Genomic DNA, 16,268 nt, shown 5'->3' with positions numbered 1-16,268 from the left:
CATCGGCACGCGTGGCACCGCCCGTACGGGTCCGGCGCCCGCCCTTACGCCGAGCCGTTCGAGCAGTCCGTCTCCGTCCCGTAGCGCCGCGCCAGGGAGGCCACCGCCGCCGCCACGGCCTTGCGCAGCTCCGGCGGGTCCAGCACCTCCGCGTCCGTGCCCATCCTCAGCAGGTCGCCGACGGCCACGGCCGTCGTCTCCACCGGCAGTTCGACCTCCCGCCAGCCCTCGGCGTCCGGCGGCCCGGCGTCCGCGGCGGCCCGGGCGCCCGGGCCGCCGAACCGCATCGGCAGCAGCCGCAGGGCCTGGGGTGACGCCCGGATCCGCGCCACCCACGGATACAGCCGGTCCTCCAGTTGCCGCGCGGACCGGGACCAGTAGGCGGCCAGGTCGAAGCCCGCCGGCCGCTCGAAGGTCTCCTGGGTGATCTCCAGTTCCAGGAACCGCGAAACCCGGTAGGTCCGTATGGTGCCGGGGCCGGTACCGGTGTCTGTACCGGTACCGCCGCCGGTGTCGGTGCCGGTGTCGGTGTCGGTGCCCGCGGCCTCCGGTGCCCGCGCCACCACGTACCAGATGCCGCTCTTGAGTACGAGGCCCAGCGGGCGCAGCTCCCGCCGTACCTCACCGCCCCAGCGCCGGTAACGCACGCGCAGCGTCCGCTGTTCCCATACCGCCTCCGCCACCTGCGCCAGATGCGGCACCGGGTCGGCCTGCCGGAACCACCCCGACGCGTCGAGGTGGAAGCGCTCCTGGACGCGCCGCGCCCGCTCGCCCGGACCGGGCGGGAGGGCCGCCGTCATCTTCAGCCGGGCGGTGGCCAGTTCGGCGCCCAGGCCCAGTTCGGCGGCCGGCCCCGGGACACCGGCGAGGAAGAGCGACCCGGCCTCGGCGTCGGTCAGGCCGGTCAGCCGGGTGCGGTAGCCGTCCGTCAGCCGGTAGCCGCCGAGCGGCCCACGGTCGGCCAGGACCGGTACGCCCGCCGCGCCGAGGGCCTCGATGTCCCGGTAGACCGTACGCACCGAGACCTCCAGCTCCGCGGCCAGTTCGGGGGCGGTCATCCGGCCCCGGTTCTGGAGCAGCAGGAGGAGCGTCAGGAGGCGGTCGGCACGCATGGGCGCCATTCTCGCCGCGGCCGGAACCGTACCTGACAGGAGGTGTCAGGTACGGGCACCAGAGTGAGCCGTGCGCCGCACAGCGGCGTCGGACCGACGACCGGGACGACTTCGAGACGACGACAAAGAGGAGCCCGCACCATGACCGCCGAATCCACCGACACCCAGTCCGCCGACAGCAGGACCACGCGCGCCACCGGCACGTTCACCTTCGAGAACTGGGAGGAGCACGAGGTGCGCGGGCAGGCGGGCGCGGGCGGACCCCGGCTCGCCCGCGCCACCGTCACCAACGCCTTCACCGGCTCCATGGAAGCCGCCGGCACCGCCTGCGCGTACACCATCGCGTACCTCACCGCGACCACCGGCACCTTTGTCGGCCACGAGATGCTGACCGGCAGCCTCGACGGGCGCAAGGGCAGCTTCGTCCTGGAGGAGCGGGGTACCTTCGGCGAGAACGGCACCGTCTGCACCTTCGAGGTCGTGCCGGGTTCCGGCACCGGGGAACTGGCGGGTCTGACCGGCACCGGCGGCTTCACCCATGAGCACGGCATGACATCCGTGCCGTACACCTTCGAGTACCGCCTCGGCTGAGGCGGTCGCCCGCGTCACACGAGTTCGTGACCGGTGGTGCTGTCCACGTGGTCCGGGACCTCCTCCAGGGGACGGTCACCCGTCGAGGAGGTCCCCGACGGCTCGAACATGAGGATCGAGGCCCCCGGGGACGACGGCTTGTGCTCGGTGCCCTTGGGGACGACGAAGACGTCGCCCCGGTGCAGCGAGACCGTGCGCTGCGCGCCGTCGGCGTCGCGCAGGGCGATGTCGAACCGTCCGTCCAGGACGAGGAAGAACTCGTCGGTGTCCTCGTGCACGTGCCATATGTGGTCGCCCTTGGTGTGCGCGATCCGTACGTCGTAATCGTTCATGCGGGCCGCGATGCGGGGGCTGTAGACCTCGTCGAAGGTCGTCAGGGCCTCGAACAAATTGACAGGCCGGATCTCCGCGCTGTTTTCCGCGCTGCTTTTCGTGCTGGTTTTCGTGCTGCTTTCCATGGCCCCGATTCTGCGGCGGCAGGGTGCGCCAGTTCTTGTACGTGCGTGCGGCTGCCGCCGCGACCGTGACGCGGCCGGACCGGCCGATGTCTGCGCACGTCAGCCGTGGTGTCACCGCATTGTCAGTGCCCTGTGACATTCTGTGACCATGTGTGGTGGCGGACGAACTGCGGCGGGGGCGGGCGATCCCGCAAGATGTCCGCCCGCCCACCACGCCGCACCGAACGAAACCCGCTGATTTGGAGGTGGATGGCCGGTCGAAGAACATATGCACTCGCCCGGTGCCTCCGGGCCGCACAGAACGACGAGAGGCCCACCACGCCATGCACGACCGGCACACCCGCCGCTTCGGATTGGGAACCGCTACCTGCCTCGTGATGGGGAACATCATCGGCGGCGGCATCTTCCTGCTGCCGGCCTCGGTGGCCCCGTACGGAACCGTGAGCCTGGCCGCCTTCGGCGTCCTGACCATCGGTGCCATCGCGCTCGCCCTGGTCTTCGGACGGCTGGCCGAGCGCCACCCGGACACCGGAGGCCCGTACGTCTACGCACGCGAGGCGTTCGGCGACTTCGCGGGCTTCCTGTCCGCCTGGTCGTACTGGACCATGACCTGGGTGAGCAACGCGGCGCTCGCGGTCGCCGCCGTCGGCTACATCCACGTCCTGTTCCCCGGACACGAGTCCAAGGGCATGGACCTGGTGGTGGCGCTGGCCGCGCTGTGGCTGCCGGCGCTGGCCAACTTCGCCGGCACCCGCTACGTCGGCGCGGTCCAGCTCGTCTCGACGGTGCTGAAGTTCGTGCCGCTGCTCTTCATCGCCGTCGTCGGACTGTTCTTCTTCGACCCCGACAACCTCGGCTCGTTCAACGCCGGCGGCGGCTCCGCGGTCGGCGGCCTGTCGGCGGCAGCCGCCATCCTGCTCTACAGCTACGTGGGCGTGGAGTCCGCGGCGATGAGCGCGGGCGAGGTCCGCGACCCGGAGCGCAACGTGGGCCGGGCGACCGTGCTGGGCACGATCGGTGCCGCTGTCGTCTACCTCCTCGGCACGGTCGCCGTCTTCGGAACCGTCGCCCACGACAAGCTGGTGCAGTCCAAGGCCCCGTTCTCGGACGCCGTCAACGCGATGTTCGGCGGGCAGTGGGGCGGTACGGTCATCGCCGCCGCGGCCGTGATCTCGATCATCGGCGCGCTCAACGGCTGGACGCTGATGAGCGCCCAGTCGCCGTACGCCGCGGCCAAGGACGGGCTGTTCCCCTCCGCCTTCCTCAAGAAGCGGCGCGGGGTGCCGACCGTCGGCGTGCTGGCCGCCGCCCTCCTGGCCACCGCCCTGACCGTGATCAACTACGTGATCGGCGCGGCCGGTGTCTTCGAGATCCTGGTGCTGATCACGACCTTCTCGGCGACCGTCCCCTATCTGCTCGCGGCGGGCGCGCAGATCTACTTCCTGCTGACGGGCCGGCGCGACAAGGTCCGTACGGGCCGGTTCGTACGGGACCTGGTGCTCGCCCTGGTCGCCTTCGGCTTCACCTTCTGGCTGGTCGCGGGCGCCGGTTACGCCGCGATCTACCAGGGCGTCCTGTTCCTCTTCGCGGGCATCCTCGTCTACGCCTGGATGGCGGCCCGGCGCACCGGCCGGCACCAGACATCCGACCCGGCCACGATCGCCGACGCCGACGCCGACGCCGACGCCGACGCCGACGCCGACGCCGGGACCGGAGCCGGTGGCGGGGCAGACGCTCATGACGAGGCCCAGGCCGGAGCCTCGGCCCGGTAACACGCCCGCGACCGCGGTTCCGGCGCGCCGTACGCGTACGCGTGCCGGGACCGCCGTACGCGTACCGGGACCGCGTACGGATGCCGTGGCCGGGCACAGGGCCGTGGCGGCACACAAAAGCCACAGCCGGGCAGAAAGGCTGCGGCCGACCGGTCAGCGAGGCCCACCGGACGCCCGCCGAGCATCCGGCCGGGACCTGGCGTCCGGCCCGGACCGGGCATCCGCCCCGTACCCGGCACCCGAACCGGCCCCGGCACTCGTACCGGAGCCGACGCCCGGATCCGAACCGGCCCCGGCGCCCGGACCCGGCCCCGCCTCCTCCGGTCCCTGTTCGGCCGGCAGACTGAGCTGCGTCGGGACGGACGACGCCCGCGGCCCGGTGGACAGGCCGGGGCGGGGAGAGAGCCCGGCCTCCTCCAAGAGGTCCGTCATCATCTCGGCGGCGCGCACCGCCGCATCACCGCAGCAGTTGTTGAACAGCACATGGACCTCCGCGCTGTGCCGGGCGAGCGTACGGACGCGCGGTACCCAGGAGGCGAGTTCGCCGGGGGCGTAGCGATGCCGGTACCGGTCCTCCTTGCCGCCCGAGGACCAGGCCGGGCTGCGGCCGTGGAACCGCAGGACCGACAGCGCGGGCGAGGTGGCGACGGCGACCGGCGGCATCGAGGTCCGCAGCCCCTGCGCGGTGTCCACGGCCACCAGCGCCATGTCCCGCTCGCGCAGGAACCCCGTGGTCCGCTCCAGGTTCCCGGGCGCCAGCCAGTCCCGGTGCCGGAACTCCACCGCGACGCGCAGCCCGGCCGTCCGCTCCCGGCACCGTACGAGCTGCTCCTCGGCACCGGGCCCCGGCCCGAACCACGGCGGGTACTGGAACAGCAGCGCCCCCAGCCGCCCCGCGTCCGCCAGCGGGCGCAGCGCGCCCAGGTAGCGCGACCACAGTTCGTCCAGGACGTCGGGCGGGAGCGCGGAAGCGGGCACCGGACGCTGCGGGGGACCGGCGGGCCGCAGGTCCTTGGGCAGCGACCCGGCCCGCGTCATATGGCCGGTCAACGGCGCGAACGCCTTGACGTCGAAGACGAAGCCGCCGGGCGTGCGCCCCGCCCACAGCGCGCTGTTGCGGGTGCTGGGCAGCCCGTAGTACGTCGAGTCCACCTCGACGACCGGCAGCCGGGAGGCGTAGTACCGCAGCCGCCCCGCCGGGTCCCGGCAGTCCGCCGGATACCAGCCGGAAGCCACCAGCGCCGGATCGGTCCACGAGCAGGTGCCCACCAAAATGTCCGCCATGGTCACGCGCGTACCCGGACCCGGCGGTGGTACCACCACCCCACCGTTCCCGCTCCCGCGCCGCCTCCATTACCCCGGACGTAATCGACCCCTCCCGCGGCTCCCGGCAGGGTAGAGGCATCGGTTCACGGGCCGGCGCACTCCGGCCCGCGGACCGTCCCATCGATCGGCGCGACATCCGACGCCGCCGTACCGACCCGTATATGGAGCAGACCCGACATGACGCAGCCCCAGACCCAGACCCAGACCCAGGCCGCTGCCCAGTTCCAGCCGCAGGAGTACGAGGCCGCCGTGACCCGCTACCTGGAGGCGTGGAACGCCACCGACCCGGCCGACCGGGCCAAGGCCGTGGCCGCCGCCTTCACCGAGGACGGCAGCTACACCGACCCGCTGGCCGACGTCGCGGGCCACGACCAGCTCGCCGCCGTCATCGGCGCGGTGCACGAGCAGTTCCCCGGGTTCCGCTTCCGGCAGCTCGGCGCCGTGGACGGGCACCACCACATCGCCCGCTTCGGCTGGGAGCTGGTCTCCCCCGCCGACGGCTCGGCACCGGTCGCCGGCTCCGACGTCATCACCCTCGCCGCGGACGGCCGGATCGCCTCCGTCCACGGCTTCCTGGACCGCGTACCCGCCGCCTGAGAGCACCACGGGAGCAGATCGCCTGGCCGCCTGCCGCCCCGGCCCCGACGCCTGAGACAGCGCCGTACTCAGCCGAGCACGGTACTTGGCCGAGCACCGTACTCAACCGAGCGCTGTTTTCAGATACTCGGCGGTCTCCGGGTCGGCAGGCAGAAAGGTCTCCAGCGCCAGCTCGGAGACCGTGACGTCCATAGGGGTGTTGAAGGTGGCGATCGTGGAGATGAAGGACAGCACCCGTCCGCCGTGCTCGATGATCATCGGCAGTGCGAACGACGCGCGGTTCCCGGCCACGGCCGACACCTCCCGCCCTCCCTTCGGCAGCGGATAGCCGCTCACCTCCTCGTACAGCGCGCGCAGCGGTGCCGAGCGCACCACCGCCAACTGCCGGTTCATCTGCGTGAACAGATCCTGGCGCCACTCCAGGAAGTTACGGATGCGCGGGGCCAGACCGCCCGGATGGAGGGTGATGCGCATGGCGTTCAACGGCGGGCGCAGCAGCTCCTCGTCGACGCCCTCCATCAGCATCATGATGCCCCGGTTGGCCGCCTGTACGTTGTACATCCCGTCCAGCACCAGCGCCGGGAACGGCTCGTACCCCGTCAGCAGCCGGTCCATGCACGAGCGCAGCGCCTTCATGGAGGGGGCGTCCATCGACGTCTCCGGGAACCGCGGCGCGTAACCGGCCGCCACGAGCAGCGCGTTGCGCTCCCGTACGGGGACGTCGAGGTGCTCGGCGAGCCGCAGCACCATCTCCTGGCTGGGCCGCGAGCGGCCCGTCTCTATGAAGCTGATGTGCCGCGCGGAGGAGTCGGCGCGGATCGCCAGCTCCAACTGACTGATCCGGCGCCGGTCCCGCCACTCGCGCAACAACGCGCCCACGCCCGTGATCTGCGGGGAGACCGCAACAGTTGTCATGCGGTGACGGTAACCGATGCCGGTCGTAACACCAGCACACAGAGAAGCGACGCCCAGGAACTACGGACAGGAACTACGGACAGGAACTACGTACAAGGGCCACGTACGGGGGCCACGTACAGGCTCATCACCCCAGATCGAAAGCGTTCGGCAGCCCCCACCGCAGACGTGTCTCGTCGTGCTTCTTCAGCGCCTCGAACTCCGGCGCCCGGTAGAGCCGCTTGACCTCGCACCGGCCGGCGCCGGACCCGGCCGCGTCCAGCAGCGCGTTCACCGCCTGCCGCGCCGAGGCGTTGGCGCCCTCCATCGTCGCCAGGTCGATGTCCACGGCGACGTAGTCCCCGGCGAGGAAGAGATTGGGGATCGCGGTCCTGGGGGAGGGCCGGTTGAACCAGGTGCCCGTCGGGTGGATCAGCAACTGCTCGTCGTTGGTGGGCCGGGGCGTCCCCAGGCCGTCCACCGCCGGGTCCAGGAACCACGAGTGGAGCGTGGAGTCCCGCAGGACCGTCTTCCCCGTGTCGTTCAGTCCGGCCTTCATCTGCGCCCACACCTCGCGCGCCACCTCTTCGCGGGTGCACTGCTTGGCCGTCCGGCCGTACAGGATGCCCGGTCTGTCCCACTCGGAGATGTCCACGGACAGGCAGTCCGCCGCCACCCCGTCCCCGTAGTCCGCGCGGAAGTCACGGTTCTTCCAGTACTGCGCCTGCCCGACCGCCGTCAGCGACCAGGGCGAGTCGATGTGGTTGACGTGCCCGTGGATGATGGGCGTCGGTTCGGTCAGATAGAACTGGATGCCGGTCATCCAGTCCGTCTCCAGTTTGTCGCAGCGCGCCAGTTGCGGGTCGGCGGCCCGTACGGACGCGTTCCACGTACGCCGGGCGTGCTCGACCGGCATCGCCTGGACGAAGTGGTCGGCCTGGACGGACCGCCGCGCGCCCCGCGGATCGTCGACGACGGCCTCGGTGATCCGTCCGCCCGCGAGCGTCAGATCCCGTACGGTCCAGCCCACCCGGAACTCGACGCCCAGCGACCGCAGGTGGTTCACCCACGGGGTGATCCACGCCTCGTTGGTGGGCAGATTCAGTACGCGGTCCGGCTCACCGTCCGCACCCCGCCCCAGAACGTTGAAGATGAACGCCTCGGCGCAGGTCGCGACGGTTTTGGTGGAGGCGATCTCCGCCTTGGTGGCGACGATGTTACGGGTCAGCCCGATGGCCAGCAGCCGCTGGTAGTTGGCGGACATCGACGCCGCCCGCAGAAAGCTCCACCACGGCGTGCGCTCCCACACCTCCAGCCGGCGCCGCTCACAACTGGTGAAGAAGACCAGGAGGCGGTTGGCGAAGTAGGCGATCTCATGGGCGGGCAGGTTGGTGAAGGTCTCCAGCAGCCCCGTCAGCATGCGCAGGAACGCGTCGGGCGTCAGCACCGGCGGGGGAGTGCCGAGCGAGGAGAAGGGGATACGGATGTCCTCCCGGCCTCCGGTACGGGCCAGCATCACCTCGGTCGAGGCGACCAGGTTGTCGTGGCAGCCGTGCGCGTTCCCGGGGAAGGGGATGCGGCGCAGGGTGTCCGGGAGGTTGTGGTAGATGCCCGGGATGAAGCGGAAGCCGTGCTCGCCGGGCAGCGGCTTGCGGCCACCCCGCGCGCTGCCGGGGACGTCCATGCTGCGGGCCTTGCCGCCGAGTCCGTCGGGTTTGCGCTCGTAGACGGTGACCTGGAAGCCGCGTTCGGCCAGTTCGTGCGCGGCGGTCAGCCCGGCCACACCTCCGCCGAGGACGGCCACGGTCTGTCCGTTCCGTGCGTTCTGCCCGGTACGGCGGGCCGTACGGCGCGCGGCGGGACCGGGAACGGCCGCGGCGGCGGTGGAGCGACCGGTCGCGGAGGCGGAGGCGGTACCGGGGGCGGTGGCACCGAGGGCAAGGGCACCGCCGAGCGCCGCCGCGCCACCGAGAAAGCTCCTGCGCGACCCGGCGGCGCCCGCGCCACTGCCCGTTCCGCCAGCGCGATCCGTACGCCCGGTACGACCCGTGCCACCCGCGCGATCCGTGCGATCCGTGCGACCCGTGGGATCTCCGCCATCCGTAGGACCCCTACGGTCCCCGCCGTCCGCGTTTCGCCTGGCTGCGTCCATCGCTGCTCCACCGCCTACTACCGCCGTCGTCGGTAACGGCCACGTCAGGCGCAGGAGCTTAGAAGTGCCTCAATCACCACGGAAGGCCACGGCGGGACCGTGCGTACATTGGCGCGAAAGCGTCCTCGGCGTGCCAGGCTGGAGCTGCTGCAATCAAGACCACGAACGTGAACGCGATGAACGCAAGACCACGGGCACGAGCGCCGGACGGGACCGAGAGACAGGCGGAGCGAGATGAACGATCAGATGGATCCCCTCACGGACAAGGAGATCGAGGACCGCCTCGCGGAACTGCCCGGCTGGTCGGTGGGCGACGGCCGGCTGACGCGTACGTACGGCTTCGACAAGCACGTACCGGCCGCCGCGATGGTCGTCCACGTCGCCCAGTTGCAGGAGGAGCTGAACCACCACTCCGATCTGCGGCTGGGGTACAACACGCTCACCGTGTCCCTGAGCACACACAGCGCGGGCGACAGGATCACCGAGCGCGACTTCGAACTGGCGCGCAGGATCGAAGCCGTCTCGGCCGGCCACGGGGCACGCTGACGGACCAGCCCGACCGGTGGTTCCAGCGGTGCAGATGGTTCAGGAAATACGGGTGATTCAGGAGGTTCGGCGAGGAGCCGGCACCTGGCCCGTACGGGCCCGTATCAGCTCGACGTTGAACTGCGCGCCGCTCAGCAGCGACAGGTGGGAGAACCACAGCCACACCAGGAAGACGACGGGCCCGGCGAGGGAACCGTACAGCCGGTTGAACGTACCGACATAGGAGACGTACACCGCGAAGCCCGCCGAGGACACCAGCCACAGCAGCACCGCGAGCACCCCACCGGGCGCCGCCCGCCGTACCCCGCGCGAGCAGGGCGGTCCCGAACGGAACAGCACCATCGCCAGCACGGTCCCCAGGAGCAACAGCAGCGGCCACTTCAACAGACCCCACATCGCCTCGCCCGCCGCGCCGAGGTCCAGCACCCTGCTGAGTGTGCGCGCGACCGGGCCGCTGACCACCAGGGCCACCGCGCTGCTGATGAGCAGCGCCAGAAGCAACAGCGCCGTGGCGAGGATACGAGGCGCCTTGTGCCACGGCGGCCGGTCGTCCTTGACCCGGTGCATGGCGTGCAGGGCCCGCCGGAACACCGCCAGGTAACTGCACGAGGACCACAGCGCGCTGACGGTGGCGCCACCGACGAGCATCCAGGCGGCGGTGCGCTGGTGCGCCATGCCCACCAGGGCGCGGCGGACCGTGGCGCCGGACCCGGCCGGTGCCAGAGAGCTGAGGTGGTTGATGAGGTCCTCGGTCGACGCCGGGTCCGTCAGGCTGACCAGCGAGACGGTGACGATCACCGAGGGCAGCAGGGCCAGCACCGAGTAGTAGGTCAGACTGGCCGCCCAGTCCGACACGTCGTCATTCCATACGGAGACGGGCGTACGGCGGGCCGCGAGGCGGCACTCGGCCAGACTGGGCAGGGACTTCGGCCCACACGGGCGGGCGGCGTCCGCAGTGGTGGAGACGGAAGCACCGTCCGACGCCTCGCCCGAGCCGGTCTCAGGCACGCTCTGCGGCGCGCTGCCCGATCCGGTCTTCGACGCGGTGTCCGGCGTGCTGTCCGAATCGGCGGAAGGTGCGGTGGACGGAACGGCGGAGGCACCGGCCGCCGCACCCATAGGACCCATAGGGGTGGCATCAGCACTCATGGCCCACCTGGCCCATCCCGGACCGGACACACGGCGTCGGCACGACAGCAGAGGCCAATGACCGTACATGCGCCCTCACCCCCGTACGTTCCCACTTCCCCGCTCCTCCCGACGCCGTTCTCCCAGGCACCCGTTCCAGCCCGCGGCGCACACCGTCCCCGCCCATCTGGTGTCCCGTCCTCTCCGTGCTTCCATTCCGCTGTCAGGAGACCATCGTGCCTGGTCCGGACCCCGGCCCGGGACCATGGCCATGCCCTCGGCCCTCTCCGCGACCGCCGGGCCGGTCCCCACGCAGTACGGATCACCGGCCCCGCCGCGGACATGCCCACCCCCGCCACGAACATGCCGCCCCTCTGCCACGAAGATGCCGCCCCCTCGCTAGGGACATGTCCCCCTGCTACGAACACGCCGCCCCCGCTACGAACATGCCGCCCCCCGCCACGAACATGCCGCCCCGCCATGAGGCCGCGCCCCGAACCAGGATTCCGGCCACCCCCCTCCGGGTAACCCCTACCTGGGGGAACACCCGCGTTCGATTTGCCCCGTAGGCGGCTACCCCACGCAGCCACGCCGGCCCGCCCCCGACCCGTACCCGCTGGGCCTGTGCCTCGCGCCTGGGCCTGCGCCTCGTCCCCGCTGCGTCAGCTCCGCCCACCTGGGCCGAGCTCGCACCAAGGGCGAGCCTCGAATCTGGGCCGAGCCCAGCGCCAAGCCCAGTACCGCACCCGCGCCGCGCCGCGTACCCGAACCGCGCCGCGCCGTGGACAAGGGCCAAGTCCCGGACCAGGGTTCTGGCCGCCTCCCTTCGGGTAACCCCTTGTTGGGGGGAGACCCGCGTTCGATTTGCCCAGTAGGTGTGGTCGGCCGCCTTGTAGTGGTGGCTGAGCGGCCTCCGTTCGCGAGGGCCGTTCGCGGCGGCCGTTCGTGTTCTGAGCCGGGGTTCTGGCCACCCGCTTTCGGGTAACCCCCGGCTGGGGGATGGGCGCGTTCGATTTGCCCAGTAGGTGGCCCGGTGCGTCGTGGTGGTGGCCGGTCCGCTTCGTCGATCTACGTGCTGAGCCAGGGTTCCGGTTACGCGCCTTCGGGTAACCCCCAGTTGGGGGAGCGGTCACGTTCGATTTGCCCCGTAGGCGGTACGGCAATCCCTCGTCCGCCCGCGGGCCGTTTCCGGCGGGTGGCGGTCGTCGCTGTGCGCCGAGCCGACACCGTACGTCGCGCCGTCACCGTATGCCGCGCCGAGACCGTACGTCGCACCATCCCCCTACGTCGTGCCGTCACCGCGCGTCGGCTGGTCACCATACGGAGGATGATCACCCGGCGGACGGGCGTCACCCGGACACCGGATCCTCACCCGTCGGCGAGTCAGCGCCGGCCGCCGGAATTCTCACCCGTCGGCAAGTCACCGCCCGCCGCCGGAATCCTCACCGGGTGCCGAGTCAGCGTCCGCCGCCGGGTCGTCACCGGACGCGGGACTGGGAGCCGTCGCCCTCGTCGTCGGCCTCCGTCTCGTCGCCGGGCAGCCGTACATCGACGACCGCGACGTTCACCTCGACCACCTCAAGGCCCGTCATCCGCTCCACCGCGGAGATCACGCTCTCCCGGATGTCGCCCGCGACCTCGGTGATGGGCACGCCGTACTCCACGACGATGTCCAGATCCACCGCGGTCTGCCGCTCGCCGACCTCGACCTTGACGCCGAGGCCGGCCGCGGACCGGCCGCCGCCCGGGACCCGACCGCGTACCGCCCCCAGCCGACGGGCCAGTCCGCCGCCCAAGGCGTACACGCCCGGTACCTCGCGGGCCGCCATGCCCGCGATCTTCTCGACCACCCCATCGGCGATGGTGGTCCGTCCGCGGAGCGCGGCGGGCGTGCCGTGGCCCGGCGAGCCGGCGTCCACCGTCGTCCTCCCACTCTTCGCGACCGTCGTACCCGCATCCGTGCGCGGGGTGCCACCGGTGGCCACGCCCGTACTCGTCCTCGCGCCCGTGGCCGTGCCGGTGGACATTTCAGCGGGCTGTCCGGAAGTCGCCCGGGGCTCGCCTGCCGTGGTCACATCCGCGTTGGTCGTCATACGGTCCAGCTCCTCGTCTCCTGGTCGTTGTCTCCTGGTCGTTCCGGGTTGTTCCTCTTTGGTGCCATGCCTCCACCGTGCTACGTCACGAGTGACACGGAACCCCGGCCGGAAACGGATTCGCGTCAGGTCCGGAACGCGGCCGGCCCTGCTGCCGGGTGCTGTCCGGACCCGGACGAACAGCAGCCGGCCGGTCATCCGTCCACGTGGCGTCCATGTGCCGTGCGCGTGTCGTCCTCAGTGTGTCGTTCCCGGTCGAGATGAGGCCGGGTGGTGAGTTGGAACGACGGCGATACGGGACGTGGGGAGCTGGTGGGGGCGCGTCGGTGACCGGCGTTCTCATGTCGTATGTGTCGTATGACGCGGCCATACGCTCGTTGGCTGGCGTTCAGCGGCCGACGCCGCTCCCCGTCGTACGGGGCGACCGGCCACCGTATGGGGCGTACCGCCACCGTACGGATGCGCCGGGCGTACGGATGCGCCGGGCGGGCCGGACGGCAGGCGTACGGATCGGTCCTCCGCCGCCTACGCCCGGTCCAGCCCCCTGGCATGCCGGAACCGTGCCAGTCCCGTGGCCAGGTCGACGACGGGCTCGGGATAGTCCAGCCTCGCGCGGGCCGCGTCGGGCAGTTTCCACGGCTGGTGCACCGCCGCGCCCGGCAGCAGCTCCCTGGCTCCGGCCAGCTCCGGCACCCAGCGGCGTACGTACTCTCCGTACGGGTCAAAACGTTTGGCCTGGATCAGCGGGTTGAGGACGCGGTGGGGGCGGGAGTCGGTGCCGGTGCCCGCCATCCACTGCCAGTTGAGCTGGTTGTTCGCCAGGTCGCCGTCCACCAGCAGGTCCAGGAAGTGCCGCGCGCCCACCCGCCAGTCCACGTACAGCGTCTTGGTCAGGAAACTCGCCACCAGCATCCGGGCCCGGTTGTGCATCCACCCCTCGTACAGGAGCTGCCGCATCGCCGCGTCCACCACCGGATAGCCGGTCCGGCCCTCCTTCCATGCCGCGATCTCCCGCGCGACACCTGCCGTGGCCTCCGGATCGCCCTCTGCGGCGGCCTCCGAAGCGGCTTCCGCCGCGTCCTGCCGCCACCGGTCGTGCCGCGTCCGGTAGTCGGTGTGTGCCGCGTCCGGGCGGGCGGCCAGCACCTGGTGGTGGAAGTCCCGCCAGGCGAGCTGCCGTACGAACGCCTCGGCCCCCGCGTCCTCCCGGTCCCCCGCCAGACGGACCACCTCGACGGGGGACAGACAGCCGAAATGCAGGTACGGGGAGAGCCGCGAGGTGGCGTCGCCCGACAGGTCGTCCTGCTGCTCCTCGTACCCGGCCACCCCGGAGCGCATCCAGGCGCTGAGGCGCCGGCGCCCCGCCCCCTCGCCACCCCGTGGGATGCCCGGGGACGGCCGCCCGCCAGGGGCGAACGCCTGCGCCGTCGGCAGCGGCTCGGAGGCGATCTCCTCCGGTACCCGTACGGCGCGCGGCGCGGGCAGCACGGTCCGCAGTCCGGCGCGCTGCCACTGCCGGAAGTACGGAGTGAACACCGCGAAGTGGTCCCGGCCGCGGCCCGATGGCACCACCTCGCCCGGCGGCACCACCGTGATCACGGCGTCGTGCACCACCAGTTCGCGCCCCGCACGTCCCAGGGCTTGGCGCAGTCGGCGTTCCCTGCGCAGCGCGTAACCGCTCACGCCCGCCGCGATGTGCACCCGCGCCGCCCCGGCCTCGGCGGCGACCTCGCAGGTCACGGCGGTGCTCTCACCCGTACGGACCACCAGTCGGCCACCCCGGGCACGCAGTCCGGCATCGAGATCGGCCAGCGCTTCGGCCAGGAACGCCGCCCGGTTGGGGGCCGCGAACCCGGCGTCCGCGATCCCGCAATCCACGACGAACAGCGGTACGACCCGGGCACCGGACCGTACGGCGGCGTGCAGCACCGGCTGATCGCGCAGCCGCAGGTCGGAGGTGAACAGGCAGATCGTTGTCTCCATGGCACTGCCCTACACCCAGGAGGAGGCCGAGGACGGACGGCATGCCGGTGCTGGTGTTGGTGCCTGCGTCGGTATGGGTGCCCGTGTCAGGCGGTCAGGCGATCAGACGGTCAGGCGGTCAGGCGGTCAGGCGGTCAGGCGTTGAAGGGGAGGCCCTTCCAGGGCGAGGACGGGTCCTGGGTGAGCACGCGGTGGATGTGCAGCGCCTCGGCGTAGTGCGAACCGAACCAGCCGTTGTCGAAGGCGAGCATGCGCCCCAGTACGTAGCCGGCGGAGAACTCCTCCCAGGAGGAGTAGACCTCCCTGGCCTGCGCCCCCGCGCGCAGCACCGCTTCTTCGGCCTCCGGGGGAGCGCAGAAACGGGCGCCCAGGCCCCAGCGGACGAGGTTCACGGCGTGCACGAGGTCGAGCGCGACGATGGAGACCACCCGGCCCTCGGCGGGCAGCACTCCGTCCGTACGGAAGCGGTCCTCGTACGTGCCGACGAGCGCGGGAAGTCCGGGGCGACCGGAGGAGTCGGTGGAACCAGCAGAGCCGGAGGAGTCGGCGGGACTTGCGATGGCATCCGCGGCAGCACCGGCACCCGCGGTACCACTGGAGTCCTTCTCCGCGTCCTCCGGCGCCGTGCCCCCTTCCTCAGCCCCAGCCGTTTCCGCGGCCCCCGCGACCCCCGCGGCCCCCGCGGACTCCTCGGCCTCCTCCGTCCCGGCCTCCGCCGCCGGGCCGTTCGCGGCGCGGGCGCGCAGCGCCGCTTCGGTCTCGGCCGGTACGTACTGCCCGTTCAGCAACTGCTCCAGCCGCTGCCGCCAGGACGCGGGATCCACGACCGACCACTGTTCGTACAGCAGTTGGGCGTCCGCGGCATGGTCGACGAAAACGGTGCCCAGTTCGTTCCACGGCACGCTGTGGTGCACGGCGATCGGTGCGCCGCACGCCAGCCCGTGCGCGAGCGGGCCGTGCAGCGGACCGCCGAAGTGCGTGGTCAGCAGCCCGCCGGGCCGTACGCCGCCCTGTGCGCGGGCCCGCAGCCACATGGCGCGGTGCGCGTCGGAGGCGGGCAGGTACGCGCCACAGGGCGTACCCGGATTGATCGCCAGCTTCCACTTGTTGTTGGGCCAGTCCTGCGCCAGTTCTTCGACCGAGACGCGGTCGAAGAACTGCTGCGGATGCCAGGGCGGCAGCATGCCGCGCGTGAGGACCGGGATGCACCTGCCGCCCGCGACGGGGTCGTCGTACACGGGTAGCGGATCCTGGCCCGGCTGGGGTGCCGCCAGGTAGAGGTCCTCACCGGCGATCGCCGCGATCTGCCCTTCCCAGTCGCCACGAGCCGTCGCTTCACACAGCCGCCGTTCGGTTTCGGTCGGCGGTACCCATCCCGGAGTTGCCACGCTCAGACCATACGGCGGACCCGTCGCATCGGCGGAATCGGGGTATCGCGTACACCCTCGGCCTTCGTAGGCACATTCCTGACCGCCGTACGCACGATGGCGGGTGGGGGAATGCCTTGTTGACGAGGCTGACGAGCCGATGTGTATGTTTGGCGACGGTGTGCCGGGAAGCCTGGTCGGCGATGGGACAGAGCCCTGTCCATCAACCGCAGACCGTCCACTGCCGAC

The 16,268-nt window shown here is 71.5% G+C and carries 13 protein-coding genes; 4 read left to right on the top strand and 9 right to left on the bottom strand.

What is annotated here, in order from left to right; genetic code table 11:
* Window positions 1-44: 44 nt before the first annotated feature.
* Window positions 45-1,112 carry a WYL domain-containing protein gene (locus tag KGS77_RS05835; protein WP_242579168.1) on the bottom strand — a complete coding sequence of 356 codons (1,068 nt, stop codon included), beginning with the start codon at window positions 1,110-1,112 and terminating at the stop codon, window positions 45-47.
* A gap of 141 nt (window positions 1,113-1,253) precedes the next feature.
* On the opposite strand from KGS77_RS05835, the gene KGS77_RS05830 reads away from it, so the two are divergent.
* Window positions 1,254-1,703, top strand: a complete 450-nt coding sequence (locus KGS77_RS05830; protein WP_242579167.1) for a DUF3224 domain-containing protein — start codon at window positions 1,254-1,256, stop codon at window positions 1,701-1,703.
* A 14-nt stretch (window positions 1,704-1,717) separates the two neighbouring features.
* Here the strand turns inward: KGS77_RS05830 and KGS77_RS05825 are convergent, their stop codons facing one another.
* Window positions 1,718-2,161 carry a cupin domain-containing protein gene (locus KGS77_RS05825; protein ID WP_242579166.1) on the bottom strand — a complete coding sequence of 148 codons (444 nt, stop codon included), beginning with the start codon at window positions 2,159-2,161 and terminating at the stop codon, window positions 1,718-1,720.
* A 323-nt stretch (window positions 2,162-2,484) separates the two neighbouring features.
* Here KGS77_RS05825 and KGS77_RS05820 point away from each other — a divergent pair, with 323 nt between their 5' ends.
* Complete coding sequence (locus tag KGS77_RS05820; RefSeq protein WP_242579164.1) at window positions 2,485-3,933, top strand: amino acid permease; 1,449 nt, start codon at window positions 2,485-2,487, stop codon at window positions 3,931-3,933.
* 153 nt (window positions 3,934-4,086) lie between these two features.
* On the opposite strand, the gene KGS77_RS05815 is transcribed toward KGS77_RS05820, so the two are convergent.
* The gene (locus KGS77_RS05815) at window positions 4,087-5,217 is read right to left on the bottom strand and encodes a DUF72 domain-containing protein (RefSeq protein WP_347404442.1); all 1,131 of its coding nucleotides are present in this window, start codon (window positions 5,215-5,217) and stop codon (window positions 4,087-4,089) included.
* A 219-nt stretch (window positions 5,218-5,436) separates the two neighbouring features.
* Here KGS77_RS05815 and KGS77_RS05810 point away from each other — a divergent pair, with 219 nt between their 5' ends.
* Window positions 5,437-5,856, top strand: a complete 420-nt coding sequence (locus KGS77_RS05810; RefSeq protein ID WP_242579163.1) for a nuclear transport factor 2 family protein — start codon at window positions 5,437-5,439, stop codon at window positions 5,854-5,856.
* A gap of 102 nt (window positions 5,857-5,958) precedes the next feature.
* Here the strand turns inward: KGS77_RS05810 and KGS77_RS05805 are convergent, their stop codons facing one another.
* Entirely contained in the window at window positions 5,959-6,771 is an 813-nt protein-coding gene (locus KGS77_RS05805) for a helix-turn-helix transcriptional regulator (RefSeq protein WP_242579161.1), read from the bottom strand.
* 127 nt (window positions 6,772-6,898) lie between these two features.
* Window positions 6,899-8,554 carry an FAD-dependent oxidoreductase gene (locus KGS77_RS05800; protein WP_242579159.1) on the bottom strand — a complete coding sequence of 552 codons (1,656 nt, stop codon included), beginning with the start codon at window positions 8,552-8,554 and terminating at the stop codon, window positions 6,899-6,901.
* Between the two features lie 582 nt (window positions 8,555-9,136).
* On the opposite strand from KGS77_RS05800, the gene KGS77_RS05795 reads away from it, so the two are divergent.
* Window positions 9,137-9,448, top strand: a complete 312-nt coding sequence (locus tag KGS77_RS05795) for a 4a-hydroxytetrahydrobiopterin dehydratase (protein ID WP_242579158.1) — start codon at window positions 9,137-9,139, stop codon at window positions 9,446-9,448.
* A gap of 57 nt (window positions 9,449-9,505) precedes the next feature.
* Here the strand turns inward: KGS77_RS05795 and KGS77_RS05790 are convergent, their stop codons facing one another.
* The 4 genes from KGS77_RS05790 to KGS77_RS05775 all read right to left on the bottom strand — a co-directional run bounded on the left by KGS77_RS05790 (window position 9,506) and on the right by KGS77_RS05775 (window position 16,040).
* Window positions 9,506-10,597, bottom strand: coding sequence for a YhjD/YihY/BrkB family envelope integrity protein (locus KGS77_RS05790; protein ID WP_242579157.1), 1,092 nt, complete (start codon window positions 10,595-10,597; stop codon window positions 9,506-9,508).
* Window positions 10,598-12,054: 1,457 nt separating this feature from the next.
* The gene (locus KGS77_RS05785; RefSeq protein ID WP_242579156.1) at window positions 12,055-12,669 is read right to left on the bottom strand and encodes an Asp23/Gls24 family envelope stress response protein; all 615 of its coding nucleotides are present in this window, start codon (window positions 12,667-12,669) and stop codon (window positions 12,055-12,057) included.
* 525 nt (window positions 12,670-13,194) lie between these two features.
* The gene (locus KGS77_RS05780) at window positions 13,195-14,652 is read right to left on the bottom strand and encodes a deoxyribodipyrimidine photo-lyase (RefSeq protein ID WP_242579155.1); all 1,458 of its coding nucleotides are present in this window, start codon (window positions 14,650-14,652) and stop codon (window positions 13,195-13,197) included.
* A 134-nt stretch (window positions 14,653-14,786) separates the two neighbouring features.
* Window positions 14,787-16,040, bottom strand: coding sequence for a DUF1266 domain-containing protein (locus KGS77_RS05775; RefSeq protein WP_242579154.1), 1,254 nt, complete (start codon window positions 16,038-16,040; stop codon window positions 14,787-14,789).
* Between the last annotated feature and the right edge of the window lie 228 nt (window positions 16,041-16,268).

The organism is Streptomyces sp. MST-110588, assembly GCF_022695595.1.
GTDB lineage: Bacteria > Actinomycetota > Actinomycetes > Streptomycetales > Streptomycetaceae > Streptomyces.
The sequence above is the reverse complement of the archived record's forward strand: the minus strand, read 5'-3'. Positions and strand labels throughout refer to the sequence as shown.